The organism is Micromonospora sp. WMMD967 (assembly GCF_029626165.1).
Lineage (GTDB): Bacteria > Actinomycetota > Actinomycetes > Mycobacteriales > Micromonosporaceae > Micromonospora > Micromonospora taraxaci.
Genome location: NZ_JARUBK010000001.1, coordinates 7,105,972 through 7,131,586, shown reverse-complemented (window position 1 = coordinate 7,131,586; position 25,615 = coordinate 7,105,972). Strand labels below are relative to the sequence as shown.

Sequence of the window (25,615 nt, the reverse complement as noted above, 5' to 3'; positions counted from 1 at the left end):
TGCCGTCTCCCTCCCGTGCCCACCGCCGTCGCTCTCCCACGTTGATCATGAAGTTGTTGTCACACCACGGCGTTTCGTGGCGACAACTTCATGATCAACGGCTGAAGGGTGTGGGAGGGGGACGGGTGTGATGCGGGACCCGGGGGGTGGGAAAGGGCTCCCGGTTTCCGGGGTGGGCTGGGTAGCCTCCGGGCATGAGGATCGGCATTGTGGGGTCCACCGGCCAGGTCGGTGGCGTGATGCGGCAGGTGCTGGCGGAGCGGGAGTTCCCGGCGGAGCAGGTGCGGTTGTTCGCCTCGGCGCGGTCCGCCGGGCGTACGCTGCCGTGGCGCGACGGCGAGGTGACCGTGGAGGACGCCGCGACAGCGGACTACTCCGGACTGGACATCGTGCTCTTCTCGGCCGGTAAGGGCACGGCACGGGAGTTGGCTCCCCGGGTCGCCGAGGCCGGCGCCGTGGTGATCGACAACTCTTCGGCGTTCCGCATGGACCCGCAGGTGCCGCTCGTGGTCGCCGAGGTCAACCCGCACGCGGCTCTCGACCGCCCGAAGGGCATCATCGCCAACCCGAACTGCACCACGATGGCCGCGATGCCGGTGTTGCGTCCGCTGCACGCCGAAGCGGGCCTGGTCGGCCTCGTCGTCTCCACCTATCAGGCGGTCTCCGGCGCCGGGCTGGCCGGCGTCGCCGAGCTGGACGAGCAGGTCCGCAAGGTCGCCGAGCACGCCGCTGGGCTGGCGTTCGACGGGTCGGCGGTGGAGTTCCCCGCGCCGCGGTCGTTCGCCGAGCCGATCGCCTTCAACGTCCTCCCGCTGGCCGGTTCGATCGTCGACGACGGTTCGTTCGAGACCGACGAGGAGCAGAAGCTCCGCAACGAGAGCCGCAAGATCCTGGAGATCCCCGACCTGAAGGTGTCCGGGACCTGCGTCCGGGTGCCGGTCTTCACCGGCCACTCACTGCAGATCAACGCCCGGTTCGCCCGGCCGCTCACCCCGCAACGCGCGCACGAGCTGCTGGCCGACGCGCCCGGCGTGGCACTGACCGACGTTCCGACGCCGTTGCAGGCCGCCGGGCAGGACCCGACCTACGTCGGGCGGATCCGGGCCGACGAGACCGTGGAGTACGGGCTCGCCCTGTTCTGCTCCAACGACAACCTGCGCAAGGGCGCCGCACTGAACGCGGTGCAGCTCGCCGAGCTGGTCGCCGCCGAGCGCCGCTGACCGTCGCGTCACCCCGAGCCCTCGCCGGTCGCCGGCGGGGGCTCGGTCGCGTTCCGGGCGGCGGCCAGCCGGGCATGCTTGGATGGACGGAGCCGACGTCCACCTGGAGGAGACCGTGCCGGACGACCGCACCCAGCAGGCGTTGACCGACCTGATCGCCGGCCGCTCGATGGGCGTGCTGGCGACGATCAAGCGGGACGGGCGACCGCAGATGTCCACAGTGGTCTACTCGTTCGACCGGGACGCCGGGCTGATCCGGGTCTCCGTCACCGAGGGGCGGGCCAAGACCGCCAACCTGCGCCGGGACCCGCGGGCCAGCTTCCACGTGAGCAGCGAGGACGGCTGGGCGTACGCGGTGGTCGAGGGACGCGCCGAGCTGACCCTGCCCTCCACCGAGCCCGGCGATGCCACTGTCGAGGAACTGGTGGGTCTCTACCGGGCACTGCGCGGCGAACACCCCGACTGGGCCGAATACCGGCAGGCCATGGTCGACGAGGGGCGGCTGGTGCTGCGTCTGCACGTGGAGCGCGTCTACGGGATGCCGCCCCGGGGCTGACGCGCCCGCCATCCGGTTGGTAGACCCCACCCGGCCGAAGCCGACCCGCGTCCGCGTCGGCCGGGTGTCGCGGTGGCCGACGGGTATACCGCCCTCTACGAGCTGCGGCGACTGCGACACCCGCACGGATAGCCCGGCGAGCAGTGCGGGTTACCCCCTCCCGGGCGGCGGGTAGACGGGCCGTGCCGACACCGAGAGGGGAGCACCATGACAACGGTCGGAGAGTTCATGACGACCCGGTTGGTGACGATGGACGGCAACGACACGCTCACCGCGGCCGCGCAGGAGATGCGCGACAGCGCGATCGGTGACGTGGTGGTGACCGACGGAGACAGCGTGGTCGGCATCGTCACGGACCGGGACATCACGGTCCGGGGTGTCGCGGAGAACATGGACGCGAGTTCGACCCGGCTGAACCAGATCACCACCCGTGATGTGATCACGGTGAGCCAGTACGACGACGCGGTGGCCGCCGCGGACCTGATGCGTACGTACGCCGTACGCCGACTGCCGGTCATCGACGACGGGCGTCTGGTCGGTCTGGTCTCGATGGGTGACCTCGCGGTCGAACGCGAACCGCAGTCGGTGCTCGCGGACATCAGCGCCGACGACCCGAACAACTGACCGTCCGCCGCGGGCGCGCCGGCCCTTCCCCCAAGGGGGAAGGGCCGGCGCTGCGCTGCCCCGCGCCCGCCCTGCCCCCGCCCGCCCCGCGCTGGTGATCAAGAGGTTTGCGTCAGCCCGCCCGGCGTGTCGTGACGCAAACCTCTTGATCACCGGGGGAGGCGGGCGGGGGAGGGAGGCGGGCGGGGGAGGGGTCACCCGATTTGGGCGAGGTTGGGTGGGTGGTCGTGCGGGGACCCGTGCGGGGACGTTCGACGCCGGCCGTCCGCGCGAGGTGAGCGCGGTGGGTGGGATCCCGGGCCCGGCAACTGGGAGGAGTGGACCCGATGGTGGACGCGACCACGAGGTTCTTCGAGGACCTGGACCGGCGGGGGTATGAACCTCTGCTGGCGAAGACCTCCGGGACACTGCGTATCGACCTGCACGAGGGGGCGCAGACCCGGCACTGGCTGCTGAGGATCGACCACGGCCGGTTGAACGTGAGCCAGGAGGATCAGGAGGCCGACACCGTCATCGGCGCCGATCCGGTCCTGTTCGACGACATCGCCGCCGGGCGTGAGCACGGCCTGGCCGCGTTGCTGCGGGGGGACATGACAGTGTCGGGTGACGCTCGGCTGGTCGTACAGGTCGAGCGGATCTTCCCGGGTTCCCCGGACGCCCGTGGGCCCCGCCGCCGCTTCGTCGGGGAGGTGCACTGATGGGGCAGAGCAACACGATCCGGATCCTGGACGGCAACACGTTCGTCGTCTGCGAGGACACCGGCGACATCGAGGCGACGCCGAGCGAGCCGACCGGGCTCTTCTCCATCGACACCCGGTTCCTGTCGACGTGGGTGCTGACCGTCAACGGTGAGCGCCTCAACTCGCTCTCCTTCGACGACCTGCAGTACTTCGAGTCGCGGTTCTTCCTGGTGCCGGGCATGGCCACGCACTACGTGGACGCGAAGCTGTCGATCATCCGGGAGCGGGCGGTGGGAAGCAGCTTCCGGGAGCAGCTCACCATCCTCAATCACGACGAGAAGCCGGTCGACCTGGAAGTACGGATGGACGCGGCGTCGGACTTCGCCGACCTGTTCCAGGTGAAGGACGAGATCCTGAACAAGAAGGGCGAGCTCTACACCGAGGTCGAGTCGGACCGGCTGCGGCTGGGGTACCGGCGGGGCAACTTCCGGCGGGAGACCACCATCTCCTCGTCGATGTCGCCCCGGTACGACAGCAAAGGGTTCGCGTACACCGTGCACCTGGAGCCCAACGAGCAGTGGGAGGCCTCGATCCACGTCGAGACGCACGCGGTCGGGCCCGGTGGCCGGGACCTGCGTTTCGGGCTGCGGATGCAGGACACCGAGCGGCTCGCCCTCCAGCACGACCTGGAGCAGTGGATCGCCGACGCCCCGAAGGTCAACAGTGAGCACGGTCGGGTGGCCAGCACGTACCGGCGCAGCCTGATCGACCTGGCCGCGCTGCGCTTCTCACCGCTGTCGCTGGGTGGGGCCACCCTGCCGGCCGCCGGTCTGCCCTGGTTCATGACCATGTTCGGGCGGGACAGCATCCTGACCTGCCTCCAGACGCTGCCGTTCACCCCGCAGCTGTCGAAGACGACGCTGCGCATCCTGGCCTCGCTGCAGGGCAGCCGATTCGACGACTTCCGGGACGAGGACCCGGGTCGCATCCTGCACGAGATGCGCTACGGCGAGACCGCGGCGTTCGAGGAGCAGCCGCACTCGCCGTACTACGGCTCGGTGGACGCGACGCCGCTGTTCGTCGTCCTGCTCGACGAGTACGAGCGGTGGAGCGGGGACGTCGCGCTGGTCAAGGAGTTGGAGCAGGAGTCCCGGGCGGCGCTGAAGTGGATCGACAACTACGCCGACCTGATGGGCAACGGCTACATCTGGTACGAGCGGCGCAACACCGACACCGGTCTGGAGAACCAGTGCTGGAAGGACTCCTGGGACTCGATCTCGTACTCCGACGGCACCCTTCCGCCGTTCCCGCGCGCCACCTGCGAAGTGCAGGGGTACGCGTACGACGCGAAGATCCGCGGGGCACGGTTGGCCCGCGAGTTCTGGGGTGACCCGGAGTTCGCCGACCAGTTGGAGCGGGAGGCGGCACAGCTGAAGGAGCGGTTCAACCGGGACTGGTGGGTGGAGGACGGCGGGTACTTCGCCCTGGCCCTTGATCCGGACGGCCGCCAGTGCGACATCCTCAGCTCCAACATCGGTCACCTGCTGTGGAGCGGGATCGTGGACGCCGAGCGGGCGGAGAAGCTCGCCGAGCACCTGGTGGGGCCGCGACTGTTCTCCGGTTGGGGAGTACGGACCCTGGCCGAGGGGGAGACCAGGTACAACCCGATCGGCTACCACAACGGCACGATCTGGCCGTTCGACAACTCCTTCATCGCCTGGGGTCTGCGCCGGTACGGCTTCGCCGAGGAGGCCGCCACCATCGCGAACGGCATCCTGGACGCGGCCACGTACTTCGACGGCCGGTTGCCGGAGGCGTTCGGCGGTTACCCGAGGGAGCTGACGAAGTTCCCGGTGGAGTATCCGACGGCGTGCAGCCCGCAGGCCTGGTCCACCGGTACGCCGCTGCTGCTGTTGCGCACCATGCTCGGTCTGGAGCCGCACGAGGGGCACCTGGCGGTCGAGCCACGGCTGCCGGTGGGCATGGGGCGGATCGAGGTGCTGGACATTCCGGGGCGCTGGGGTCGGGTGGACGCGTTCGCCCGGGGCCGACTGGACCTGCACAACCTCGACGGCTGAGGAATTGGCCGACGAACCGGCGGCGGCACGCGGGTCGTGTCGCCGCCGGTTCGCCACCGAGCCGAACCGCAGCCGGTCAGGGTAGATTCTGCGGATGCCGGAGCTCGTGTACCCGCCTGTTATCGCCACCGCCAAGACGATGTTCCGTCTCCTCGACCTGAAGATCACCATCGAGGGCGCCCACCACGTACCCCGCACGGGCGGGGCGGTGTTGGCCAGCAACCACGTCAGCTACCTCGATTTCATCTTCGCCGGTCTGGGCGCGAACGCGTCGGGTCGGCTGGTCCGGTTCATGGCCAAGGACTCGGTGTTCACGCACCGGATCTCCGGCCCGCTGATGCGCGGCATGCGGCACATCCCGGTGGACCGGCAGGCCGGCGCGGCCTCGTTCCGTGCCGCGGTGAGCGCACTCAAGCAGGGGGAGGTCGTCGGCGTCTTCCCGGAGGCGACGATCAGCCGGTCGTTCACCGTCAAGGAACTCAAGAGCGGCACGGTCCGGATGGCCCGCTCGGCGAAGGTGCCGGTGTTGCCGGTCGCGCTCTGGGGCACCCAGCGGCTCTGGACCAAGGGCCGGCCCCGCACGCTGACGCGCAGGCACACGCCGATCACCATCCTGATCGGTGAGCCGATCAGCCCGGCGGACTTCCCGGACCCGAACGTGCTGGCCGCCGAGCTGACCACCCGGCTCAGCGCCCTCGTCGACCGGGCCCAGCGGGACTATCCGGAGAAGCCGGCCGGCCCGGAGGACTCCTGGTGGCAGCCGGCGCACCTGGGCGGCACCGCGCCCACGCCGGAGGAGGCCGCCGCCCTGGACGACGCCGCCGAGCACAGCACTCCCAGCGCCTGACGCCGACGTGGCCGGATCGTTCCGCACCTGGGCATGATGGTGACTCCCGGTGTGGTCGTCATCCGGTCAGGATCTTCAGTCATGAGCAGAGCAGCACTCGTCGTGATCGACGTCCAGGAGTCCTTCCGTCAGCGCCCGATCTGGGCGTACGGCTCGAACCCCGACCTGGTCCGGCAGGTCGAACGGCTGGTCGCCGCCGCCCGGGAGCGCGGCGACCTGGTGGTCTGGGTCCTGCACTCCGAGCCCGGCACGGGTGGGCTGTTCGACCCCGACCTCGGCCACGTGCGGCTGATCGACGGGCTCGTTCCGGTCGACGGTGAGCCGACGCTGGTCAAGACGGCGCACAACGCGTTCACCACCACGAACCTTCAGCAGGTGCTCACCCAGGCCGGCATCCACGACCTCACCGTCTGCGGCATCCGCACCGAACAGTGCGTGGAGACCACCACCCGGGTCGGCGCGGACCTCGGCTATCGGATGACCTTCGTCACCGACGCCACGTTGACCTTCCCCATCCCACACCGGAGCCTCCCGGAGACCGCCACGGTCGCGGAGATCCTCGCCGATCCGCGCACCCTGACCAACGAGGAGATCGTCACCCGCACCGAGTACGCGCTGGCTGGCCGCTTCGCGACCATCCGCACCGTGGACGAGGTGACCGGCGCGACCCTCGCCGGTGCCCGGGGCTGACGCGATGACCCGGGTCGTCTTCCTGTTGGTCCCGCAGGTGCACCTGCTGGACCTCGCCGGACCGGCCCAGGTCTTCTCCAGCGCCGCCGACCTCGGGTTCGACTACCGCCTGCACTACGTCGCCGAGCGGGAGCAGGTGCCGACCGTGCAGGGCGTACCCCTGGTCGCCGAGACCCGGTGGCCCGAGCTGACCCCGGACGACCTGGTGGTCGTGCCGGGTTGGCGGCCGGCGGCGCACGGGCCGGAAGGGCCGGTGTCGCCCGTCGACCTGCGGCGGCTGGCCGAGCACCACGCGGCCGGCGGCACGGTCGCCAGTGTCTGCGCCGGCGCGTACGCCCTCGGCCGCGCCGGCCTGCTCGACGGCCGACGGTGCACCACCCACCACGAGGTGCAGGACGATCTGGCCCGCCGTCACCCGGCGGCCCAGGTGGTCCGCGACGTGCTGTACGTGGTCGACGACCGGGTGGTCACCTCGGCCGGCATCGCCAGTGGCATCGACGTGGCGCTTCACCTGGTCGCCACCCGGCACGGGCCCGGGGCCGCCGCGAAGATCGCCCGCACGCTCGTCGTCTACGCCCGCCGACACGGGCACGAGCAGCAGGCCAGCGCGATGATGCGGCACCGCTCCCACCTGTCGGATTCGGTGCACCGGGTGCAGGACCTGATCGACAGCCGGTACGCCGAGACACTGCCGCTGGCCGACCTGGCCGCCGCCGGAGGCGTCGCGGAGCGGACGCTGACCCGGCTGTTCCGGTCGGCCACCGGGCTCACTCCGCTCGGCTACCAGCAACTGCTGCGGGTGGAACGTGCCGAGCACCTGATCGGGCACGGCGCGACGGTGGAGGCCGCAGCGCGGACCGTGGGCTTCAGCGATGCCCGGATGCTGCGCCGCCTGCGAGCCCGCCCCACGAGCTCGGCTCCGGCCCCGAACGGTAGTAGTCGTCGCGGGAGTGGAACTCCACCGGCAGCGAGCCGGGCAGCGTGACCCGGGTTTCGCCGGCGAGGAGGGCGGGGCTGGCCCGCAGCAGCAGCACGTCGCGCTCCTGCGCCGAGAGGTCGACCAGTTGGGGATGGGTGAGCCGGAACATGGCCACCGCCCGGCGGATCTGCTGAGCCAGTGCCGCGACCTCGGCCGGTGACCCACCGAGAGCCAACGCCGGCTGTTGGATGGTGCGCAACGCGTCGCAGACGATCAGCAACTGCGAGGGTGTGCCCTGCTCGGCCGCCGGCAGCTCCAACCGGGACGGCCACTGCCAGCGGATCTGGCCGCTCATCAGACCGTTGGGTCGGACGGGCGGTCGTGCCCGGGTCGTGTCGGCCACGACCAGCGACAGGTGCGACCCGCTGCCCACCCAGCAGATGCGCTGGTCGGTGATGGTCACCGCGACCGGCTCCGGTAGCTGCCACCGGCGCCGCGCCTCGCTCGGCCCGAGCAGGTAACCCGCCACCAGCAGGCGGTGGTGGCCGAGGACCCGCTCGCCGGGGACCGGACGCAGGCTGTAACGGCGATCCAGGATCGGCCCCACATCGTCGTCGGGCGCGTCGAACCGGTGGGGACCGATGAAAAAGGGGGACGCGTCGGCGTGCATCGTCACGACCTCCCGTTCGACTGGCTGTGATGAGAAGCCTGTCGGATCGGGAGGCCCGCTGTCATGACGCCTGTTAGGGGGTCGGCCGGTCGTGCGTCGCCTGTGACCGGTAGATGCCGATCTCCTCCGGGCGGACGAGGCCGTCCTCGATCGCGCGGGCGAGTAGTGCCGCCTTTGTGGCGGCCGGTCGCCCCGCCCGGGTGTACTTGATCCGCGCACGGTCGACGTACTGTTTCACCGTGTGCTCGCTGATCTGCATCCGGCGGGCCACCGACGCCTTGGACATCGACTGGAACCAGAGCAGCAGCGCCTCCCGTTCCTTGTCGGACAGCATGGGCCGATCCGGCCGTGGGTCGCCGACCATCGCCCCGGCCAACGCCGGTGGCACGTACGGCCGGTCGCTCGCCGCGGCCAGCACTGTCGCCACGCAGTGCTCCCGTCCCTCGTGCTTGGCCAGGAACGCCGCCGCCCCGGCGTCCAGCGCGGCGAGCATGGTCTGCGGGTCGGTGTGCTCGGAGTAGACCACCACCCGCCGCCCGGCGGCGCTCAGCTCGGCCAACTTGTCCAGCGCCATCCGCCCGTGCAGTCGCAGGTCGAGCAGGACGACGTCGGCGTCCGGCGCGGCCCGCAGCACCGCGTCCGGGTCGTCGCCGGTGGCCAGCACGGTCAGCCGTGGTTCGGTGGCGAGCCAGGCCCGGACCCCCTCGACCACGACCGGGTGGTCGTCGACGATAGCCACCCCGATCGGCCGTTCGCCGGTCATCGCCGCCACCGGGTCTGCGCCCATCTGATGTCCCCGTCCCGTTCGTAGAGGTGCTCCACCGGCCCGCCGTCGTGTTCCGCGAGCGGTGGCCCGGTCGCCTCCGGCCCCTCCCGGTCCGGGGTGACCAGGCTGACCACCACCTCGTTCGGCCCGGAGACCACTGTCAGCCGGGCCCAGCCGTGGGCGTCGGCGAGGGTGGCGGTGAGCGGGTCGGCCAGCCGACGTCGGATCTCCACCGGCAGCGGCGGAGGGTTGCCGATGGTGACCAGGTCGATCGGTAGGCCGTTGCGTTCGGCCAGGTCGGCGGCGGCCCGCAACTCGTGCAGCAGCGGGTCGGGCACGTCGTCCGACTCGGCGATCAGACGGCGTAGCCGGGCGGCAGCCAACACGCTGCGGCGTTGCACCTCCGGGTCGTTCGGATCGGCCTTACCGGCGGCCAACTCCCCGAGCACCCGCCCGGCTGCCGAGCTGACCAGCGCGAGCCGGTCCCGGCGGTCCCGGCGGCCACGTTCCGCGGCGTCGCGCTCGGCCGCCAGCGCATGGCCGGCAGCCGAGACGGCGGCCCGTTCCCGAGCCAGGGCGACGATCGCGGTGCTGCCCACGAACACCGCGACCGGCAGGGAGAACGTGCCGTAGACGTACATCACGTAGCGGGCGATGTCGGTCGGGTCGGCCCCGTGCCCGAGTACGGCGACCAACGCGATCACCGCATGCGCGCTCAGCAACGCGATCAGCCCGGCGACCCGCCGTCCCCACACGGCCAGCACGAAGAACCAACCGAGCGTGCCCCAGACCCAGTTGGCGGCGGTGAACAACTGCCCCTCGCCGGCGGCGGCGAAGACAGCCGCGTCGACGACGAGGAAGAAGCCGGCCAACGGCCACGACGGCAGCGGCGAGCCACGCAACAGGCGTACCCCGGCCACCGCGCCGACGACCGCGACCAGCACCCACGCGCCGACCACCACGGCCGGCGCGGCGAACTCCGAGCGGGCGGCCACCACCGCCGGCAGCCCGATGGCGACGTGCCACACCAGCGCGATGGCGACGGCGGCGATACGGGCACCCCGGTCGGATGCGCGCGCGACGGCCGACGGCGCGGCCGGCCCTTCGGCGGCGACCGGCTCCCGGGGTGCCGGCACGCTGGTTCGGTCCGGTGCCTCCGGTTCGCCGGTGATCTGCGTCGGTGCGCCGAGGTCAGCCGACACCGGGCCACTCCAGTCGGATCCGGGTGCCCGCGCCGGGTGCCGAGTGCACGTCGGCCCGCCCGCCGATCGCCACCATCCGGCCGCGGATCGACTCGCGCAACCCGTACCGGTGAGGTGGGACGGTGGCCGGGTCGAAGCCGGGACCGTCGTCGGCGACCTCGACCACGACGCCCACCGCGTCCCGGCTCATCCCCACCGTGACCTGGGCGCCCGGTGCGTGACGGACCACGTTGGACAGCGCGGCGTAGGCGCTCTCGCTGATCGCGTCGGCAACCCCCGCCGGGACCGCGTACGACTCCAGGGCCAGGTGCACCGGAAGCTCGGGCAGGCGGTCGACCACCGCCCGCAACCGGCCGTCGAGGGGCACCGGGCCGTCGCCGGCCACCGGGCTGACGTCGGTGAGCGCGACGAGGGTACGCAGGTCGGCGGCACACCGTTCGCGGAACGCGGCCGAGGGGCCGGACACCGCGCCCAGCCCCACCATGGTCAACGTTCCGAGCACTGTGTCGTGCAGGTCGCGGTTCTGCTGGCGTTCGGCGTCGCGGGCGGCCCGCGCGACCAGCGACTCCCGGGTCAACAGTTGGTGCTCCACGAAGGCGCGGTCCGCACGACCGATCCGTCGGCGCATCACCCCCGCCATCATGGCGGTGCAGAGGGTCTGCATCAGCAGGGTGGCGGCGTGCGCCCGGGCTTCGGTCGGATTGCCGGCCGCCTGCGCGCCCGTGACGTACGTGGCGACGACGAGCAGCCCGGCCGGGATGGACCAGCGCGCCGGGGCGGTGGCCTGTGTGTTGATCACCGTGGTGCTGGCCAGCACGGCGATCCAACTGCCCTCGCCGGGCAGGACGCCAGGTGCGACCAGGACGGGGATGAAGAGGCAGGTCACCGCGGTGACGGCGACGTCACCGGTGACCAGGTTCGGGCCGATGCCGTGGCGTAGCGCGCGGTGCGCGTACCAGATCGACCAGGCGGTGAGCGCTGCCACACCGGGCAGCAGCACGGCCGGCTCGACCGGCGGGGTCTGCACCGAGAGGGCCACAGCCGCGCCGACCAGCCCGCAGGTCAGCCGCAGGATCGCCGGCAACGTGGTGAAGATGAGGCCGAGCGCCCCGCCGGCCGGGTTGTCCAGCGTGGTCGGCGGCACGGAAGAAGTGGCAGTGCCCGGCATCGGGAAGTGTCCTTCCGACAACGACCCGGTCCGGGTCCGCGCGGGCGGAGATCGACATCGGACAATAGCATGCTTTACTGCGAGCGCCGACAACTTGAGTGCATAGTGTCGCTAATGTGTCACTCTGCGCTGCGGGGTTGGAGCAGGTCCCAGCGGTTTCCGTATAGATCGACGAACACCGCTACGGATCCGTACGCCTCGTGGCGCGGCTCCTCCACGAAACGCACCCCGGCGGCCACCATCCGGGCGTGGTCCCGGGCGAAGTCCTCGGTGTACAGGAACAGCCCGACCCGGCCGCCGGTCTGGTCGCCGACCCGAGCCTGCTGCTCGGCGGTGCTCGCCCGGGCCAGCAGCAACGCCGTCTCCCGGGCACCCGCCGGCCGAACCACCACCCACCGCGAACCGTCCGGCCGGGCGGTGTCCTCCACCAACTCGAAACCGAGGCCGCCGACGTAGAAGTCGATCGCCTCGTCGTACTCGGTGACCAGCAGCGCGACAAGTCCCAGATGTGCCATTCGGCCATCATGACGGCGGGCGTCGCGGGCCCGATCGGCGGCATGCCCGCCGGTCGCCCGCGTCACGCCGCCGGTCGCCCGCGCTCGCCCGCGTCACCCCGCCGCTCGTCAGGCGAACCCAATCGGAGTGGACTGAAGGAGCCAGTTGACGTGCCGCTGACGCTCGTCCATGGCGTTGCCGTAGTCGACCGCCGCGTACTGACGCCCGGTCTCGGGCATCGCGAAGCTCGCCTGCTTCTCGACCCCCGTGCCCGCGACGACGCGCACCACATGGTGACCTGGAGCGACCCGCACCGGGAACAGGACCCAGTTGTGCTGGTGCTCGACCGCGAAGAATCGATCGAGGATCTTCGTGCCGTCGATGCTGACGGTGAGGGCGACCGGGTCGTCCGTGAACGACTGGTTGCTCACCCAGAGGTGCAGGTTCGCCTGGTCCGTCTCCACGAGGCCCACGGCCGAGGCGTCCGGGCTCAGCGACGCGGCAGGGCTCGGCGGCGGCGGGGGAACGTCTGCATCGGTGCACCCCGCCGTGGCGAGGAGCGCCGTCACGGTAAGGGTCGCGGCACGCAGTCGGTCCATTCCGCTGTGACGCCCGAAGGTTGCCGTCGGTTCCGTTGGTTGTCGGCGGAACCGAGCGTGCCCGTCGGCCGTCCGATCCTCGGGTGGAGAGGTGGTGAGCCGGATGCGCTCGTCCCGGACGGCACTGGCGGTCGCGCTGCTCGGCGTGGCGCTGGCGGGCTGCGTCGACACGACAAGAGCGCCGAGGGTGGAGATGGAGCTCGGCCCGGCCGAGATCGTCGACGGGTGGACCTCCTGCGCCAAGGCGGCACCGCGGGCGGGCGAGGTGATCAGCGTGCCGAACACGGAGACGTCCACGCCAGCCGTGCCCGAGCCGAGAATCGGGCGCATCGACCCGGCGTTCACACCGGTCGCCGCGGTGCTCTGCGGGCGGGAGATCCGGCCGCGTACCAACGGGGGGCAGGAACAGACCGCCACCGAGCGGCGCGCCGAGGACATCGCCGCGCTGCTCGCCGCGCTACGGCTGCCCAACCAGCAGGCCGACGGGGAGCACGCCTGCACCCTCGACATGGTCATCCCGCCCTGGTTGGCCCTCGTCGACGAGCAGGGCCGCTGGCTGCGGCCGTACCTGCCGACGGACTCCTGCCGCAAACCGCGTAGCGAGGTGACCGCCGCACTGGCCGGGCTCCAGTGGAAGACGGTGGCCACCCGTACCGTCGGCCAGGTCGAATCCCCGGCGGCCGACGCCGCCGGATGCGCGCAGCGGTGGTCGGACATGGTGTGGGTCGAGACCCGCAACGGAGGTCCCAAGCCGCCCGCGTCGGCCGTGCCGCCGGCCGCCGGGCCGCTGCGCCTCTGCGTCTACGAGGTGCCCGCGTCGGAACAGGGCGGCGGCAAGCCGGCGGGAGATTTCGTGTACGGCGGGCCGCTACCTGCCGAGCGTCAGGCGGGCGTGCTCCGGGGCCTGTCCAACCGTCGAGCGGTGGCCGACTGCGCCACCCCGGCGACCCGGTTCGCGGTGCTGCGCCCGCTCGACGAAACCACCGCCGGACCGGAGCGGTACGTGGAACTCGACGGGTGCCTTCGGTTCCTGGTCACGTCCCCGACCGGTGGGGGGCAACTCGGTCAGGGCGACGAGGCGCTGGCCAAGCTGCTGGGGCCGGTCTGAGAGTCGGAGGGTCGCGCTAGCGTCCCGTTCATGGCTGCTCGAATCTCCCTGACCCTCGACTCCACCGACGCCCGGGTGCTTGCCGCGTTCTGGAAGACCGCCCTGGGCTACATCGACGAGCCACCACCACCGCCCTTCGCCACGCGCGAGGAGTGGCTGGCGCAGTTCGATCTACCCGAGGACGACGTACCCGAGGACGGCGCGTGGCTGTGCGACCCGGACGGTGTCGGCCCGTACCTCTCCATCCTCAACGTCCCGGAGCCCAAGACCGCGAAGAACCGGCTGCACATCGACATCCGGGTGCCCGGGCACGGCAGCCCCGACGAGCGGTGGGCCCGGATCCGGGCCGAGGCCGATCGCCTGGTGCGGGCCGGTGGGACAGTGCTCCGGGAGGACGACCTGCACCACGTGGTGATGGCCGACCCGGAGGGCAACGAGTTCTGCGTGGCGGCAGCATCAGCCTGATTGCGGTGTCACCAGGTGTCCGGGCGGTCGAAGTCGCGGGTCGGTTGGTAACCGCCGAGGATCGTCAAGCCGTCCGCCTCGGTGTAGCCGCTGCCCCAACCCTTGAGGAATGCCTCCACGACGCAGGGTCTGACGGTCATCTCCAGCACGTCGCTACCCTGCCGTCGGGCCCGGTAGGGGCCCGCGACGAGGTCACCGGATCTGGCGCCGTTGCTGGCCGGCGCGGGCTGCGCCCGCACTGTCAACCAGCGACCGGTGTCGTCGCCGACCACGAGCGAGGCTTCGACGAAGCGACTGTCCCGCTTGCGGCCGAGCGTGACCGAGCATCCGAGTAACCGCCCACCGGGCGGCACCGACTCCAGACGGAACGGCACGACGCAGCGGTGAGCACTGTCGAACCGGACCCTGGCCGCAGTGCCGGTCGCCTCGTCCTGGCTGGTCGCGTAGATGTCCAGCTGGGCCCAGAGCCCGTCGGCGGGCTGCCACCGCACGAACCACAGTTTGCGGTCACCGGACGGGTCGAACCAGGCGACCCCCGAGCGCTCGCCGACCCGTGCCTCGGTGCGTGGCTGCGGTCGCCCGGCCGAGGACAGCGTCTGCTGCAACCCGTCCAACGCCGTCGTGCTGCGCGCCAACGCGAAACGGGCCTGCCCCTTCGGGCCCCGGAACTCGACGCTCTCGGTGCCGCGCCCGGCGCTCCACGTCGCCCACTCGGCGCCGTCGACCAGGGCCTCGGTCGAGAAGTGCACAGTTGCCGGATCGGCGCCGACCGCCTCGGGGCGTGCGATGGCACCGCTCTGCCCCGACGCCTCCGGCAGCATGAGCGCCGCCGCCGGCAAGATCGGGTCGTCGGCGCTCCGGCCGGTCGGGAACGCCAGGACGACCGACGTGACGGCGACGCATACCGCCGCCACGCCCCCGGCGATCAACCCACGGCGACGCAGCCTGAGCCGGCGACCGCGATGACGGGCCTGCTCCACGATCGGAGTGGGGTCGACGTCGCCGCCTGCGCGGTGCTGGAGAGTCGCGGTGAGCCGCTGATCGAGATCGCTGAACATCAGAACTCTCCTGTCCGTGCGGGGGTCAGTGCTTCCTGCCGCTTGCGCAGCGTCGCCAGGGCGCGCTTCGCGTGCGTACGAACGGTGCCGGCCGAACAGGCGAGGATCTCGGCGATCGACGTGTCGTCGAGATCCTCGTAGTAGCGCAGAACGATCACCGTGCGCTGGCTCCTCGGCAGCTCACGGACGAGCCGCCACAACGCGTCGCGCTCGGCCACCACAGCAGCCTCGTCCGCAGCGCCCGCCCGGTCGGTCACCGCCGCGACCGAGACCTCCCGACTGCTCCGCCGCCGCCACCACGAGTGGTGGGCGTTGACGAGCATCCGACGGACGTAAGCGTCGGGTCGGTCCGTCCGGGAGATCCGCCCCCAACGGGCGTACGCCTTGGCGAGGACCTCCTGAACCAGGTCCTCGGCTCGATGCTCGTCATCGGTCAGCAGCCGGGCGAGCCGCACCAGCGCCGAAGTGCGAGCGAACGCGTACTCCTCGAACGTCACGCCCTATTAACGCCGTCGGTCGGCCGGCCCGTAGACAGCGGCCGGGCGGTTCCTGCCCCGGCCGCTGCATTCAGGGGTAGCAGGTTCTGCGGCAGGCCGGGTGTAACCGGTCCACGTGGCACCTGTAGAGCTGCCCCACGAATGGGGCGGCGCCGTCGCGGGGACCGCGCTGCACTCCTGTTGAAGTCCTACGTCGGGCGCTCGTCGGGGCCGGTGGTCATGACCCTGCCGAACAGGTTGACCAGGCGGTACCTCAACACTCGGGCTTGCCCGAGGGAGAGCAGGAGCCCGGCTGCGGCATCACCCTCCACGCTCGTCAAGCTCACCATCGGCGAGGTTGCGGGGTGCAGCGGTTGCTCCAAGGCCACGTCAACGATGGAGGTCTCCGGTCGATTGGTGTCCAGGATCAGCGTTGGCGAGCGGTGCCGTCCCCTACGGTTGCAGCCACCCCGATCGCACCAGCGAGGGTGGCTCAGGTCGGCGGATCCGGTGGCAAGGGTGCCAGTCGGGAACACGTGTACGTAGCCGCAGGGCCGCTCGACGTCGGGGGCCATGCCGACCGGGTGGGCGTACATCCCGGCCCTGGTCGCCACGCCGTCACGTAGACGGTGTGAGCAGGGCAGGTGTACGCGCAGGCGTCGAGGGAGTCTGCCGTGTACAGCTCGATCCGTACCGTCGCAGGCTCTCCGCAGGCGGGCGGGGTGGGTAGGGTTCGCACGGGTCGCCTCCTAGCTAGGCGATCAGGCCCTCGGCTAGCGGCGCAATCGCTGGTCGGGGGCCGCTTTGCTCTGGCCATGACAAACGTACAGTCCATAGACGTCTAGTGAGTAGACGTCTAGAGCCTGTACAACCCTGATCACGTACAGATCATGTGCGTGTCTACGCTCCGGCCATGACGAGCCCGCTGTCCAATGTGCCGATCTACCGGCAGTTGGCGGACCTGCTCGCGAAGCAGATAGAGGAAGGCAAGCTGCGCCCCGGGCAGCCGTTGCCGAGCGAGCTGCATCTACAGCAGACCTACGGCGTGGCGCGGGGCACGGTACGGATGGCCATGCGCGAACTACGTGACAGAGGCCTGGTAGTCACCGTCCACGCGAAGGGCACCTTCGTTGCCGAACAGAGCTGACCTCGGCTGACGTGGGGTGTTCCGGGTGAGGCCCGCTTGGCTGTCGGGTGGCGTCGTCAGAGCCGCTGGACGATCTGGATCGGGTTGCCGTCCGGGTCGGCCACCCAGGCGATCAGCAGGCGATCGAGCCACCGATGCGGTGCGACCAGGGCGGGGGCACCGTTCGCCGTGAGTTCGGCGTACGCGGCGGCGGTGTCGTCGGTCCAGAGGATCACCGCAGCCCGTTGACCCTGGGGTACGGGGTCGAGCCCGTGGTCGTCGCGGGTGGAGGCCACCGAGGCGATGCCGATCTTGTAGCCGTCAAGCACGAGATCGATGTAAATGGGCTCGCCCTCGGTGGGAACCCGGAAGGTCTCGGTGAAGCCGAGGCCCGCGTAGAACCCGGCCGCGCGCGAGACGTCCTCGCTGAAGAGGATCACCTGAGGAGAGCGGAACATCGACACTGTTTGACGCTATCAGCGGAGCGGCCACCTGCCTGCTCGCGCTGGCACCGAGCAGGAGGACAACGGGTGGCGCTCAAGAAGCGGGGCAGTAGGCCGATCGTCGTCGACAAGATCGGTTACCGCTGGTTCGTGCGCCCGAAGCCGACGTACGGCCAGGGTTTGACGTGGTCGCCGCTGAGTTTCGCCGTTGAACGGGCGGACCCGCCTGGCTGTGCCACCCTCAACGTCCGGCTGGCGTCCCCTCATCCCGGCAACTGGATGAACGCTCCGGCACGGCCGGCGCTGCCCTCCGCGGTCGCCAGCGCCATACGACAAGCGCTCCACTGTGGTTGGCAGCCGGATCGTCCGGGATCGCCGTTCATTCTGGATCTCGGTGATGAGGACCAGATCCCGTAGCCGGATTCGCATCAACGTGGGGCGCGGCGATGGACCTGCGGCCTCGGGATGGGAAGGAGATTCGTGCCGGCTGGTCGAGTGGGATCAGTGCTGCTCGGCACGTCCGTTATCGTCCCGCGTTGTTCGAGCGCATTGGCTGTGCAAGTGGAGCGGGGGACAGGGTGAGTTGGGTCGCCAACGTGATGCTGTCGGTTGGTCCGGAGGACGGCCCCAACGCGGAGGCGTTCAGCGGATGGCTCGACAACGAGTGCCCCCGTCGCGAGCCAGGTATGAGCCCGGGCGGCTGCGGCCACCTGCGCCTGATCACCGCTGCGGACAACCAGTGGGGCGGACGTAAGAACCCCGAATGTGAGGTGTTCGCTGGGGCGCTCAACCACGCCGACCTCGCCGCTGTCGTGGAACACTTTGGGTCTGTAGCCTGGCGCAATCCCAATGCGGTGCAGCTCTTCCTGGTGGACCAGGAGGATTTCTTCTTCCGCCTCTGGATGATCCGCGACGGTGCTCCGCGGCAGTACGCCCCGTCGTCGCCGGACGAGGAGGACGACGAGTTCTGGCCCACCGCCGGGTCGTAGTCCCCGTAGTTCGGAAGGCCGCGCCTACGGGCTGTGATGCCGAAAACCTCTGCGCCTGGCGATGGGTCCGAATTCGTCCACGGTTACTGACCCGCGGATGGCCCGTCGTGGTCTACGGCGGGTTCCTTCATGTCGAGGGCCTCCAGCCAGCCGTAGTCGTAGCCGAGCTGGTCCAAGCGACTCCGGAGCCAGTTGCGTCTACGTCCTGGCGAGACCCGCCACACGTACCGCAACCCCTCCGCAGCCCGATGCCGCCGCTCGGGAGCGAGGTAGCCGGGCAGATTGTGGCAGAGGTCGGCGAGTTCATTGATCCGGCCAGCTCGCCTGGCCAGCGCCTCTGGCGACTGGTCGTCGGTCAAGGGCGATGTCTGGAGACGAATCTCCATGAACGCGAGATGCAGCAACATCGCCACCGCTTCCTGGGTTGCCGCCTCTGGTGGTTGCTGTGCAGGCATGGGCCCTCTTCGGGTGAGGAATGGCTGGGCTGAACGCCTCGACCGCGAGCAGAAGCCGCTGGACTGCGGCTGAAAAGGTGCGCCCGGCAGGATTCGAACCTGCGGCCTTGGGATTAGAAGTCCCCTGCTCTATCCGCTGAGCTACGGGCGCGTGCGGCGTGGGTGTCGCGCCCAGAGGGTACCGCCGTCCGGCTGCCCGGCGGCGTAAAGGGTGCCCGCGTCCACGTTGCCGAGCAGGGTCTCACGTCGGCCGTGCGGCGGGCATCCGGGTTACCCGGAACGGACGTGACCTTGGACCGTACCGTTGCCTGGTGTTGCTGGATTCCGACTCCGAGAGCGACGTCGCCTACGAGCTGTGCCAGGTCGTCGGCCGCGCCATCCTGCCGTACCGGTCGGGCGACGCCTTCGGCACCGCATTCTTCTTCCGGGACGGCGACGACCCGCTGGGGGAGTCGCTGCTGACGGCGGCCGACCTGGTCGGCGCGTCGGGTGGTGAGCTGGGGTTGCGGGCGAGCGTCACCGAGCCGGCGGGGGTCGCCCCGGCGGTGGTGTCCGAGGCCGAGATCGTGCCCGGTTGGGCCCGTTTCCCGGGTGACGGGGTCGCGGTGTTGCCGACAGGCGGCCTGCACCGCTACGCCGGCGACGGCGGCTGGCGCTGGCGCGTCCAGCCGGTGCCGGCGGGGATCGCCGCCGGGCCCGAGGTCGTCGCCCGCCTCGGCGTCGACGCCGGTTCCGCTTTCGTGCTGGCCCTGGGGGTACGCGAAGACGGCTCCCGGCCGCTCGAGGTCGCGATCGAGCGCGTGGTCCGCGACGCCGACGCCGTGCGGATCACGACCGAACTGCCACCTGGGTACGTCGGCGCGCCGGTCTTCGTCGTCCAGCCCGACGCGACGGGGGAGATCTCGCTGTACTGCCTCGGGATGGTGCTACCCGGCGTCGACGGTCACCCGGTGGCGACCTTCGACCGGATCCGCGCGGTCCTCCCCGTGACACCCGGCGACGTCTGAGCCGCGTCCCGGACCGCCGCCCACTCTGCTCAGCCGCGCTGGTTGGGCACACGCTTCTGGTCGGCGGGGGCGGTGGGGCCGGCGGCGAGGAACGCCTCGGCCCAACGGCCCACCTCGTCGAAGACCTTCTTCCGTACGGCGGGGCCGGAGAGGGTGAGGTCGTGCAGCCCGCCGTCGAAGCGGGCGAGGGTGACGTGGCGGCCGAGGCGGGGCGCGTACCGGACCATGTGTTCGACGTCCAGCACGGCGTCGGCCAGTGTCGCGTTGTCGTGCCAGCGGGTGCCCCGGAAAGAGCGGGTCGAGCAGGCCAGCAGGACCGGCACCTGAATGTCCAGACCGGCGCGGAGGCGGCGTTGACCGGTGCGGATCGCGTTCAGCCAGCCGGCCCGGACCGGGAACCCGGCGAGCGGCTTCCACGCCAGGTCATAGGTCCACTCGCCGCGGTGGTCGGAGTGGATGCTCTCGCCGTACACAGTGCCGAGCCCGAACGGCAGGATGCGGTGCGGCGCCCTGCGGCCCAGCCGGGAGACGGCGGCCGCGAGGGGTCGACGGACCGCCCAGGGTGCGTTCAGGTCGAAGAAGGGGCTGTTGAGGACCAGGCCATCGACGGTGCCGGAGTCGCGGCGGGCGTCCGCCCAGAGCGAGAGGATCAGGCCGCCGGTGGAGTGGCCCATCGCCAACAGGGTGTCGTGGCCGTCGTCCTTGCGGATGATCTCGGCGGCGGCATCCAGCTCGGGGAAGTAGTCGCTGATGTCGCGGCAGAAGTTCGGAGTCTGGCCCGGGAGCAGGCTGCGGCCGTATTTGCGCAGGTCGAGCGCGTAGAAATCCCAGCCGCGCTCGGCGAAGAAGTCAGCCAGGTGGGTCTGGAAGAAGTAGTCGACGAACCCGTGCACGTAGAGCACCGCCCGCCCGGTGGGGCGCTCGGCGCGCCGCCGGACCACTGTCGCGACGACCGGGCCCTCGTCGTCGGTGCCCAGGTCGATCGTCTGCCGCTCGTACGGCGGCCCCAACACGTCCGGTTCCACGAGCGCGACGCTACGCCGCCAACCTACCCAGCGGTAGCCCGCGGCCCGGCGTCCCGGAGCCCGTCGCTCCCTCTCCGGTCGATCATGGAGTTGTGGTGGGCCGCAAACGGGTTTAATGCGGATTTAACGCTCACCACAAGTCCATGATCGACTCGGAGGGGTCGGGTCAGACCGTTTCCGCGTCGGCGCGGCTCGGATCGGCGGCGGGAATCTGCTCCTCGTCGTCCGCCGGGTTCAGCTCGCTCTGCGGCTGCGGAATGTCGCGCAGGTGCTTGTTGTGCCGGGGCTCCTGGCGGGTCTTCGCGTCGTTGAGCCGGCGGCGCAGGTCGTCGCGGACGTCGTTGAGCGCGGCGTGCAGGTCCTCCTCGGCGGAGGTGGTGACGATCTTCTGTCGGCCGGCGATCCAGCACTCCAGGGTGACCTTCTGGCCACGGGCCTCCCGGTCCTTGACCGAGACCTCCAGCTCGGTGGCGTCAGCGTGGAAGCTGGCCAGCCGGGCGTCGAGGGTGACGAACTGCTCGGCGATCCAGTTGCGGTCGCCCTGCGAGAACCCGGCACCGACCCGCAGGCACTCGGCCACGGTGGCGGGGTTGGCCACGGCGCTCATCGCCGCGCCTCGGAAGCGTTCGCGGAGCCGATGGTAGTGATCATCATGGCGCTGACCTCTCGTCGACGTGGAGCTGTCGGTGGTGCGTTGATCAAATCCATACCCAGGTCGGGCAGCCCCGGAAACCGCCGACCTTCATTCGGGCGGGTCGGCCGTACCACATCCGGCCATGATCAGGGCTTTGTCCACAGCTGGGTTCGTCGTCCACAGGTCGCGGATGCGAGCTGGCGGCGGCCGTCCCGAGCACACAGGCTCGGTGTCGAGTCGACTCGCGCTGGCAGGCCCCGATCCCCTGGAGGGACGATGTTCGACACTTATGTAACTATCGTCGGTAATGTGCTGACCGTTCCCGAATGGCGGCGCACGACCCAGAGCAACACGCTGGTGGCCAACTTCAAGGTCGCCTCGACCGCCCGGCGGCTCGACCGCGACACCGGCCGGTGGGTGGACGGCAATTCGCTGCGTGTCCGCGTCAACTGCTGGCGCAAACTCGCCGAAGGGGTGGCCGCCTCGGTCATGGTCGGCGATCCGGTGGTGGTCTGCGGCCGGCTCTACACCCGCGACTGGACCGACGACGCCGGCAACCACCGCACCCTCTACGAGTTGGAGGCGGTCGCCGTCGGCCATGACCTGTCGCGAGGTCGGGCCCGGTTCCTGCGCAACCGGCCCAGCGTCACGACCAGCACCGTGGAGGACGCGGAGGCCGAGCGCCGGGTGCACGGCGAACCGACCGAGCCGGTGCCCACCGAGCAGGCACCCGTGCTGCCCGACGACCGTGCGCTGGACGACGAGTTCGAGCTGCCCGACTACGTCGCGGTGCGCACCAGCCCCTTCCTCGACGCCGATGTCGCCGTGACCGGCGGCCAGATCGGGCAGGCCAGCATCACGCCGGATCTCGACGACGAGTTCGCCCCTCCCCCGGGAGAGGACGACGACCACACCGACGACGACGCGGACGACGAGTTGGGCTCGGCACCCGACGAGGGCCAGCCGGAGCCGGCGCCGACCGGTCGGGGGCGGCGTGGCCGGGGTCGGGTGCCGCAGCCGGCCTGACCGGCTGGCGGGCGCGCGGCACGACGGGGGCGGGGTGGCGGCGCGAGCGGCGTCGTCACCCCGCGTGGCGGCAGCCGCGAAGCTGATCCGGCTTCGGCGCTGCACGGGCCGCTCAGGGTGGTGAAGCATCGCGGGCCGGGCTGGTTCACGGGATGCTCGTCTAGGCTGGCCGGCCGGAGGTGGTGCGGGTGCGACGGACAGCGCCGGTGGCGAACGCGGTGGGGCTGGTGGCCGGGTACGCGCTGGACCGGCTGGTCGGTGACCCGCGCCGGTGGCACCCGGTGGCCGGCTTCGGTCAGGCTGCCAGCGCCCTGGAGCGTCGCCTCTACCGACCGGACCGGGCGGCGGGTACGGCGTTCACCGCGCTGGCCGTCGGTGCTCCGGTTCTGCTCGGTGCCGCTGCCGTGGCGGCTACCCGGCATCGGCCGGTGACCCGCGCGGTGCTCGTGGCCGCCGGCACGTGGAGCGTGCTGGGTGGGCGCACGCTGCGCCACGAAGCCACCGTCATGGGTCGGACGCTGCGCGCCGGTGACCTGCCCGCCGCGCGCCGACGTCTCGGTCACCTCTGCGGGCGCGACCCGTCGACGCTGGACGAGTCCGAGCTGGCCCGCGCCACTGTCGAATCCGTCGCCGAGAACACCTCCGACGCGGTCGTCGCCCCGCTGGTCTGGGGTGCGGTCGCCGGCCTACCCGGGCTGCTGGGCTACCGCGCGGCGAACACCCTCGACGCGATGGTCGGGCACCGGTCGGCGCGCTACGCGCGGTTCGGCACCCCGGCCGCGCGCCTGGACGACGCACTCAACCTGGTGCCGTCCCGGCTGACCGGGCTGCTCACCATCGCCGTCGCGCCCGTCGCACACGGGGATCGGCAGCGGGCCTGGCGGGTGTGGCAGCGCGACCGCAACGACCACCCGAGCCCCAACGCCGGTCAGTGCGAGGCGGCGATGGCCGGAGCGCTCGGCGTCCGCCTCGGTGGCCGCAACGTCTACTTCGGGCGCTCGGAGGTACGGCCGTTCCTCGGTGACGGCCCCCGCCCCGAGGCGCGACACCTGAAGCGCGCCGCCCGGATCTCCGGCGCGGTCGGGCTGGCGGCGGTCGGGCTGGCCGCCGCGTACCCGGTGACCGTCGGCCGCCTGGCCGCAGCGCTGGGCCGGCACGGGCTTCGGGCCGTGCGCCGGCACGTTTCCGGTGTCGTGGGCCGACACGGGCCGGCTGCCATGGCCGATCGCGGGAGCGGGCGATGAACGGCGGCCTGCTGGTCGCCGGCACGACCTCCGACGCCGGCAAGAGCGTGCTCACCGCCGGGATCTGCCGCTGGCTGCACCGGCAAGGCGTCAAGGTCGCCCCGTACAAGGCGCAGAACATGTCGAACAACTCGGCAGTGGTCGTCGGGCCGGACGGACGCGGCGGCGAGATCGGGCGCGCCCAGGCCATGCAGGCCGCAGCCTGCGGGCTCGCACCCGACCTGCGGTTCAACCCGGTGCTGCTCAAGCCGGGCAGTGACCTGGCCAGCCAGGTGGTGCTCCTCGGCGAGGCCGTCGACACCATCACCGCCGGCACGTTCCGGCACCTGCGTCCCCGCCTCGCCGAGACCGCGTACGCGGCGCTGGCCGAGCTACGGGATGCGTACGACGTGGTGATCTGCGAGGGCGCCGGCAGCCCCGCCGAGATCAACCTGCGAGCCGGTGACTACGTCAACATGGGGCTGGCCCGGCACGCCAACCTGCCCACCATCGTGGTCGGCGACATCGATCGGGGCGGTGTCTTCGCCTCGATGTTCGGCACCGTGGCACTGCTCGACCCCGCCGACCAGGCGCTGATCGCCGGATTCGTGATCAACAAGTTCCGGGGTGACCTCGGGTTGCTCCAGCCCGGGCTGGACATGCTGCGGCACGTCACCGGCCGACCCACGTACGGAGTGGTGCCCTGGGCACTGGACCTGTGGCTCGACGCGGAGGACTCGCTCGCCTACGGCCGGGTGCTCGGCCGTCCCGCCGCCCCCCACGGCACCGACTGGCTGGACGTGGCCGTCGTCCGACTGCCCCGGATCAGCAACGCCACCGACGTCGAGGCGTTGGCCACCGAGCCGGGTGTCCGCGTACGCCTCACCATCGAACCAGCCGAACTCGCCGCCGCCGACCTGGTCGTCCTGCCCGGCTCCAAGTCCACCGTCGCCGACCTCGCCTGGCTGCGGGAGACCGGCCTCGCCGACGCGGTGACCGCGCACGTGGCGGCCGGCAAACCGGTGCTCGGCCTCTGCGGCGGCTTCCAGATGCTCGGCCGGGCCATCCACGACCAGGTGGAGAGCCGACGGGGCAGTGTGCCGGGGCTCGGTCTGCTGCCCATCGAGATCACCTTCGATCCGCGCAAGACCGTCCGGCAGTCCGTGGGTACCGCGTACGGCGGCCTCCCGGTGCGCGGCTACGAGATCCACCACGGGTACGTCTCGCAGACCGACCCCGATCTGACCCCGCTGCTGACCGGCGACGACGGTGTCGGCGAGGGTGCTGTGCTCGGCGCGGTGCACGGCACGCACTGGCACGGGGCGTTCGAGTCCGACGGGTTCCGCCGGTGGTTCATCACCGAGGCGGCGCGCCTGGCCGGCCGCACCGGCTTCCGGGTCGCACCGGCCACCAGCTTCGCCGCCGCCCGGGAACGCTCACTCGACCTGCTCGGCGACCTGGTCGAGGAACACCTGGACACCGACGCGCTCTGGCAGCTCATCGAGACCGGTCCACCCGCAGGTCTCCCGTTCATCCCACCAGGCCCGCCACCGACCTGACCGCGCGATATCCGGCCCGGCCAGGGTCTGACTGCGCGTTGTCCTGTCCGGCCCTGCGTTGTCCTGCCCGGCTGCGGTCTTGGGGGCATTCCGTCCCGCCTGGCCGCGCACCACCCTGACGGCCCGCTGTCCTGTCCAGGTTGCCGCCGTCCGGGTGGCGCTCCGTCCCATGCGGAGTGTGAGGCGGGGCAGCAAGGCATGATCGTGCTCGATCCTTGTCGTAGTGGCCTCGTCGCAACGGGAGGGGACTCTTCCCTGGATCGAGCACGATCTTGACCCGGTCGCCCGGCGGATGAGCCTGATCAGGTGGGCGATGGGAGTCCGAATCGGCCGCCACCGGACCGAGGAGACGCGGCCCTGCCCGACCTGTCCGGTTCGGCACCAGCGCAACGCCACCAGGTGGGGCGTACGCCCGGCGCGGTCGAGCAAAGGGGCATGATCTGCACACTTTCCGGGATGGTGCTGCCTCCTCCGGTCGTGACGCAGCAACTTCGGGGAAAGTGCGCG

Annotated in this window: 29 protein-coding genes and 1 tRNA gene; 17 read left to right on the top strand and 13 right to left on the bottom strand. The window is 71.2% G+C overall.

The features are described 5' to 3' along the window. Positions 1-194: 194 nt before the first annotated feature. From O7631_RS32175 to O7631_RS32140, 8 genes are all read left to right on the top strand, one after another. Entirely contained in the window at positions 195-1,220 is a 1,026-nt protein-coding gene (locus O7631_RS32175) for an aspartate-semialdehyde dehydrogenase (protein WP_145779286.1), read from the top strand. An 82-nt stretch (positions 1,221-1,302) separates the two neighbouring features. Then, positions 1,303-1,776, top strand: a complete 474-nt coding sequence (locus tag O7631_RS32170) for a PPOX class F420-dependent oxidoreductase (protein WP_278147665.1) — start codon at positions 1,303-1,305, stop codon at positions 1,774-1,776. 207 nt (positions 1,777-1,983) lie between these two features. Further along, on the top strand, positions 1,984-2,400 hold the full coding sequence (locus O7631_RS32165; RefSeq protein ID WP_278147664.1) for a CBS domain-containing protein: 417 nt from the start codon (positions 1,984-1,986) through the stop codon (positions 2,398-2,400). A gap of 326 nt (positions 2,401-2,726) precedes the next feature. Next, a complete protein-coding gene (locus tag O7631_RS32160) occupies positions 2,727-3,098 on the top strand; it encodes an SCP2 sterol-binding domain-containing protein (protein WP_269682656.1) in 372 nt (123 codons plus the stop codon). Beyond that, positions 3,098-5,158 (top strand): glycogen debranching N-terminal domain-containing protein, encoded by a 2,061-nt coding sequence (locus tag O7631_RS32155; RefSeq protein ID WP_278147663.1) that lies wholly within the window; start codon positions 3,098-3,100, stop codon positions 5,156-5,158. The genes O7631_RS32160 and O7631_RS32155 overlap by 1 nt, the downstream gene beginning before the upstream one ends. A 94-nt stretch (positions 5,159-5,252) precedes the next feature. After that, positions 5,253-6,005: a lysophospholipid acyltransferase family protein gene (locus O7631_RS32150; RefSeq protein ID WP_269682658.1), complete on the top strand. Its 753-nt coding sequence runs from the start codon at positions 5,253-5,255 to the stop codon at positions 6,003-6,005. 81 nt (positions 6,006-6,086) lie between these two features. Beyond that, positions 6,087-6,695 (top strand): isochorismatase family protein, encoded by a 609-nt coding sequence (locus O7631_RS32145; RefSeq protein WP_278147662.1) that lies wholly within the window; start codon positions 6,087-6,089, stop codon positions 6,693-6,695. A 4-nt stretch (positions 6,696-6,699) separates the two neighbouring features. Further along, the gene (locus O7631_RS32140; RefSeq protein WP_278147661.1) at positions 6,700-7,680 is read left to right on the top strand and encodes a DJ-1/PfpI family protein; all 981 of its coding nucleotides are present in this window, start codon (positions 6,700-6,702) and stop codon (positions 7,678-7,680) included. Here the strand turns inward: O7631_RS32140 and O7631_RS32135 are convergent. The 6 genes from O7631_RS32135 to O7631_RS32110 all read right to left on the bottom strand — a co-directional run bounded on the left by O7631_RS32135 (position 7,562) and on the right by O7631_RS32110 (position 12,484). Beyond that, positions 7,562-8,284 carry a hypothetical protein gene (locus tag O7631_RS32135; RefSeq protein ID WP_278147660.1) on the bottom strand — a complete coding sequence of 241 codons (723 nt, stop codon included), beginning with the start codon at positions 8,282-8,284 and terminating at the stop codon, positions 7,562-7,564. The genes O7631_RS32140 and O7631_RS32135 overlap by 119 nt on opposite strands. Positions 8,285-8,357: 73 nt before the next feature. Continuing rightward, positions 8,358-9,071, bottom strand: a complete 714-nt coding sequence (locus tag O7631_RS32130) for a response regulator transcription factor (RefSeq protein WP_269682662.1) — start codon at positions 9,069-9,071, stop codon at positions 8,358-8,360. Continuing rightward, positions 9,044-10,186 (bottom strand): hypothetical protein, encoded by a 1,143-nt coding sequence (locus tag O7631_RS32125; protein WP_278148088.1) that lies wholly within the window; start codon positions 10,184-10,186, stop codon positions 9,044-9,046. Before O7631_RS32125 ends, O7631_RS32130 begins: the two co-directional genes overlap by 28 nt. Positions 10,187-10,241: 55 nt before the next feature. Beyond that, positions 10,242-11,420: an ATP-binding protein gene (locus O7631_RS32120; RefSeq protein WP_278147659.1), complete on the bottom strand. Its 1,179-nt coding sequence runs from the start codon at positions 11,418-11,420 to the stop codon at positions 10,242-10,244. Between the two features lie 119 nt (positions 11,421-11,539). Further along, positions 11,540-11,935, bottom strand: coding sequence for a VOC family protein (locus O7631_RS32115; protein WP_278147658.1), 396 nt, complete (start codon positions 11,933-11,935; stop codon positions 11,540-11,542). Positions 11,936-12,043: 108 nt separating this feature from the next. After that, entirely contained in the window at positions 12,044-12,484 is a 441-nt protein-coding gene (locus O7631_RS32110; protein WP_278147657.1) for a hypothetical protein, read from the bottom strand. A gap of 133 nt (positions 12,485-12,617) precedes the next feature. On the opposite strand from O7631_RS32110, the gene O7631_RS32105 reads away from it, so the two are divergent. Together O7631_RS32105 and O7631_RS32100 are read left to right on the top strand one after the other, a co-directional pair. Further along, the gene (locus O7631_RS32105; RefSeq protein ID WP_278147656.1) at positions 12,618-13,622 is read left to right on the top strand and encodes a hypothetical protein; all 1,005 of its coding nucleotides are present in this window, start codon (positions 12,618-12,620) and stop codon (positions 13,620-13,622) included. Positions 13,623-13,652: 30 nt separating this feature from the next. Next, positions 13,653-14,087, top strand: coding sequence for a VOC family protein (locus tag O7631_RS32100; RefSeq protein WP_278147655.1), 435 nt, complete (start codon positions 13,653-13,655; stop codon positions 14,085-14,087). Between the two features lie 8 nt (positions 14,088-14,095). Here O7631_RS32100 and O7631_RS32095 read toward each other — a convergent pair whose 3' ends face one another. Beyond that, a complete protein-coding gene (locus O7631_RS32095; protein WP_278147654.1) occupies positions 14,096-15,145 on the bottom strand; it encodes a hypothetical protein in 1,050 nt (349 codons plus the stop codon). Then, positions 15,145-15,642: a SigE family RNA polymerase sigma factor gene (locus O7631_RS32090; RefSeq protein ID WP_278147653.1), complete on the bottom strand. Its 498-nt coding sequence runs from the start codon at positions 15,640-15,642 to the stop codon at positions 15,145-15,147. Before O7631_RS32090 ends, O7631_RS32095 begins: the two co-directional genes overlap by 1 nt. An 892-nt stretch (positions 15,643-16,534) precedes the next feature. On the opposite strand from O7631_RS32090, the gene O7631_RS32085 reads away from it, so the two are divergent. After that, positions 16,535-16,768 carry a GntR family transcriptional regulator gene (locus tag O7631_RS32085; protein WP_278147652.1) on the top strand — a complete coding sequence of 78 codons (234 nt, stop codon included), beginning with the start codon at positions 16,535-16,537 and terminating at the stop codon, positions 16,766-16,768. A gap of 56 nt (positions 16,769-16,824) precedes the next feature. Here the strand turns inward: O7631_RS32085 and O7631_RS32080 are convergent, their stop codons facing one another. Next, on the bottom strand, positions 16,825-17,205 hold the full coding sequence (locus tag O7631_RS32080) for a VOC family protein (protein ID WP_278148087.1): 381 nt from the start codon (positions 17,203-17,205) through the stop codon (positions 16,825-16,827). A gap of 72 nt (positions 17,206-17,277) precedes the next feature. Here O7631_RS32080 and O7631_RS32075 point away from each other — a divergent pair, with 72 nt between their 5' ends. Next, complete coding sequence (locus O7631_RS32075) at positions 17,278-17,607, top strand: hypothetical protein (RefSeq protein ID WP_278147651.1); 330 nt, start codon at positions 17,278-17,280, stop codon at positions 17,605-17,607. 161 nt (positions 17,608-17,768) lie between these two features. Then, positions 17,769-18,179 carry a squamosa promoter-binding protein 15 gene (locus O7631_RS32070; RefSeq protein ID WP_278147650.1) on the top strand — a complete coding sequence of 137 codons (411 nt, stop codon included), beginning with the start codon at positions 17,769-17,771 and terminating at the stop codon, positions 18,177-18,179. An 83-nt stretch (positions 18,180-18,262) separates the two neighbouring features. On the opposite strand, the gene O7631_RS32065 is transcribed toward O7631_RS32070, so the two are convergent. Together O7631_RS32065 and O7631_RS32060 are read right to left on the bottom strand one after the other, a co-directional pair. Then, a complete protein-coding gene (locus O7631_RS32065) occupies positions 18,263-18,634 on the bottom strand; it encodes a hypothetical protein (protein ID WP_278147649.1) in 372 nt (123 codons plus the stop codon). A 78-nt stretch (positions 18,635-18,712) separates the two neighbouring features. Beyond that, a tRNA-Arg gene (locus tag O7631_RS32060) sits at positions 18,713-18,785 on the bottom strand. Between the two features lie 160 nt (positions 18,786-18,945). On the opposite strand from O7631_RS32060, the gene O7631_RS32055 reads away from it, so the two are divergent. Beyond that, positions 18,946-19,641, top strand: a complete 696-nt coding sequence (locus tag O7631_RS32055; protein ID WP_278147648.1) for a hypothetical protein — start codon at positions 18,946-18,948, stop codon at positions 19,639-19,641. Positions 19,642-19,670: 29 nt separating this feature from the next. On the opposite strand, the gene O7631_RS32050 is transcribed toward O7631_RS32055, so the two are convergent. Together O7631_RS32050 and O7631_RS32045 are read right to left on the bottom strand one after the other, a co-directional pair. Further along, a complete protein-coding gene (locus tag O7631_RS32050) occupies positions 19,671-20,666 on the bottom strand; it encodes an alpha/beta hydrolase (RefSeq protein WP_278147647.1) in 996 nt (331 codons plus the stop codon). Positions 20,667-20,832: 166 nt separating this feature from the next. After that, positions 20,833-21,273, bottom strand: a complete 441-nt coding sequence (locus O7631_RS32045) for an HPF/RaiA family ribosome-associated protein (protein WP_278147646.1) — start codon at positions 21,271-21,273, stop codon at positions 20,833-20,835. A 303-nt stretch (positions 21,274-21,576) separates the two neighbouring features. On the opposite strand from O7631_RS32045, the gene O7631_RS32040 reads away from it, so the two are divergent. From O7631_RS32040 to O7631_RS32030, 3 genes are all read left to right on the top strand, one after another. After that, positions 21,577-22,326 (top strand): single-stranded DNA-binding protein, encoded by a 750-nt coding sequence (locus tag O7631_RS32040; RefSeq protein ID WP_278147645.1) that lies wholly within the window; start codon positions 21,577-21,579, stop codon positions 22,324-22,326. A 188-nt stretch (positions 22,327-22,514) separates the two neighbouring features. Continuing rightward, positions 22,515-23,570: a cobalamin biosynthesis protein gene (locus tag O7631_RS32035; RefSeq protein ID WP_278147644.1), complete on the top strand. Its 1,056-nt coding sequence runs from the start codon at positions 22,515-22,517 to the stop codon at positions 23,568-23,570. After that, complete coding sequence (locus tag O7631_RS32030; RefSeq protein WP_278147643.1) at positions 23,567-25,108, top strand: cobyric acid synthase; 1,542 nt, start codon at positions 23,567-23,569, stop codon at positions 25,106-25,108. The genes O7631_RS32035 and O7631_RS32030 overlap by 4 nt, the downstream gene beginning before the upstream one ends. Positions 25,109-25,615 lie beyond the last annotated feature (507 nt).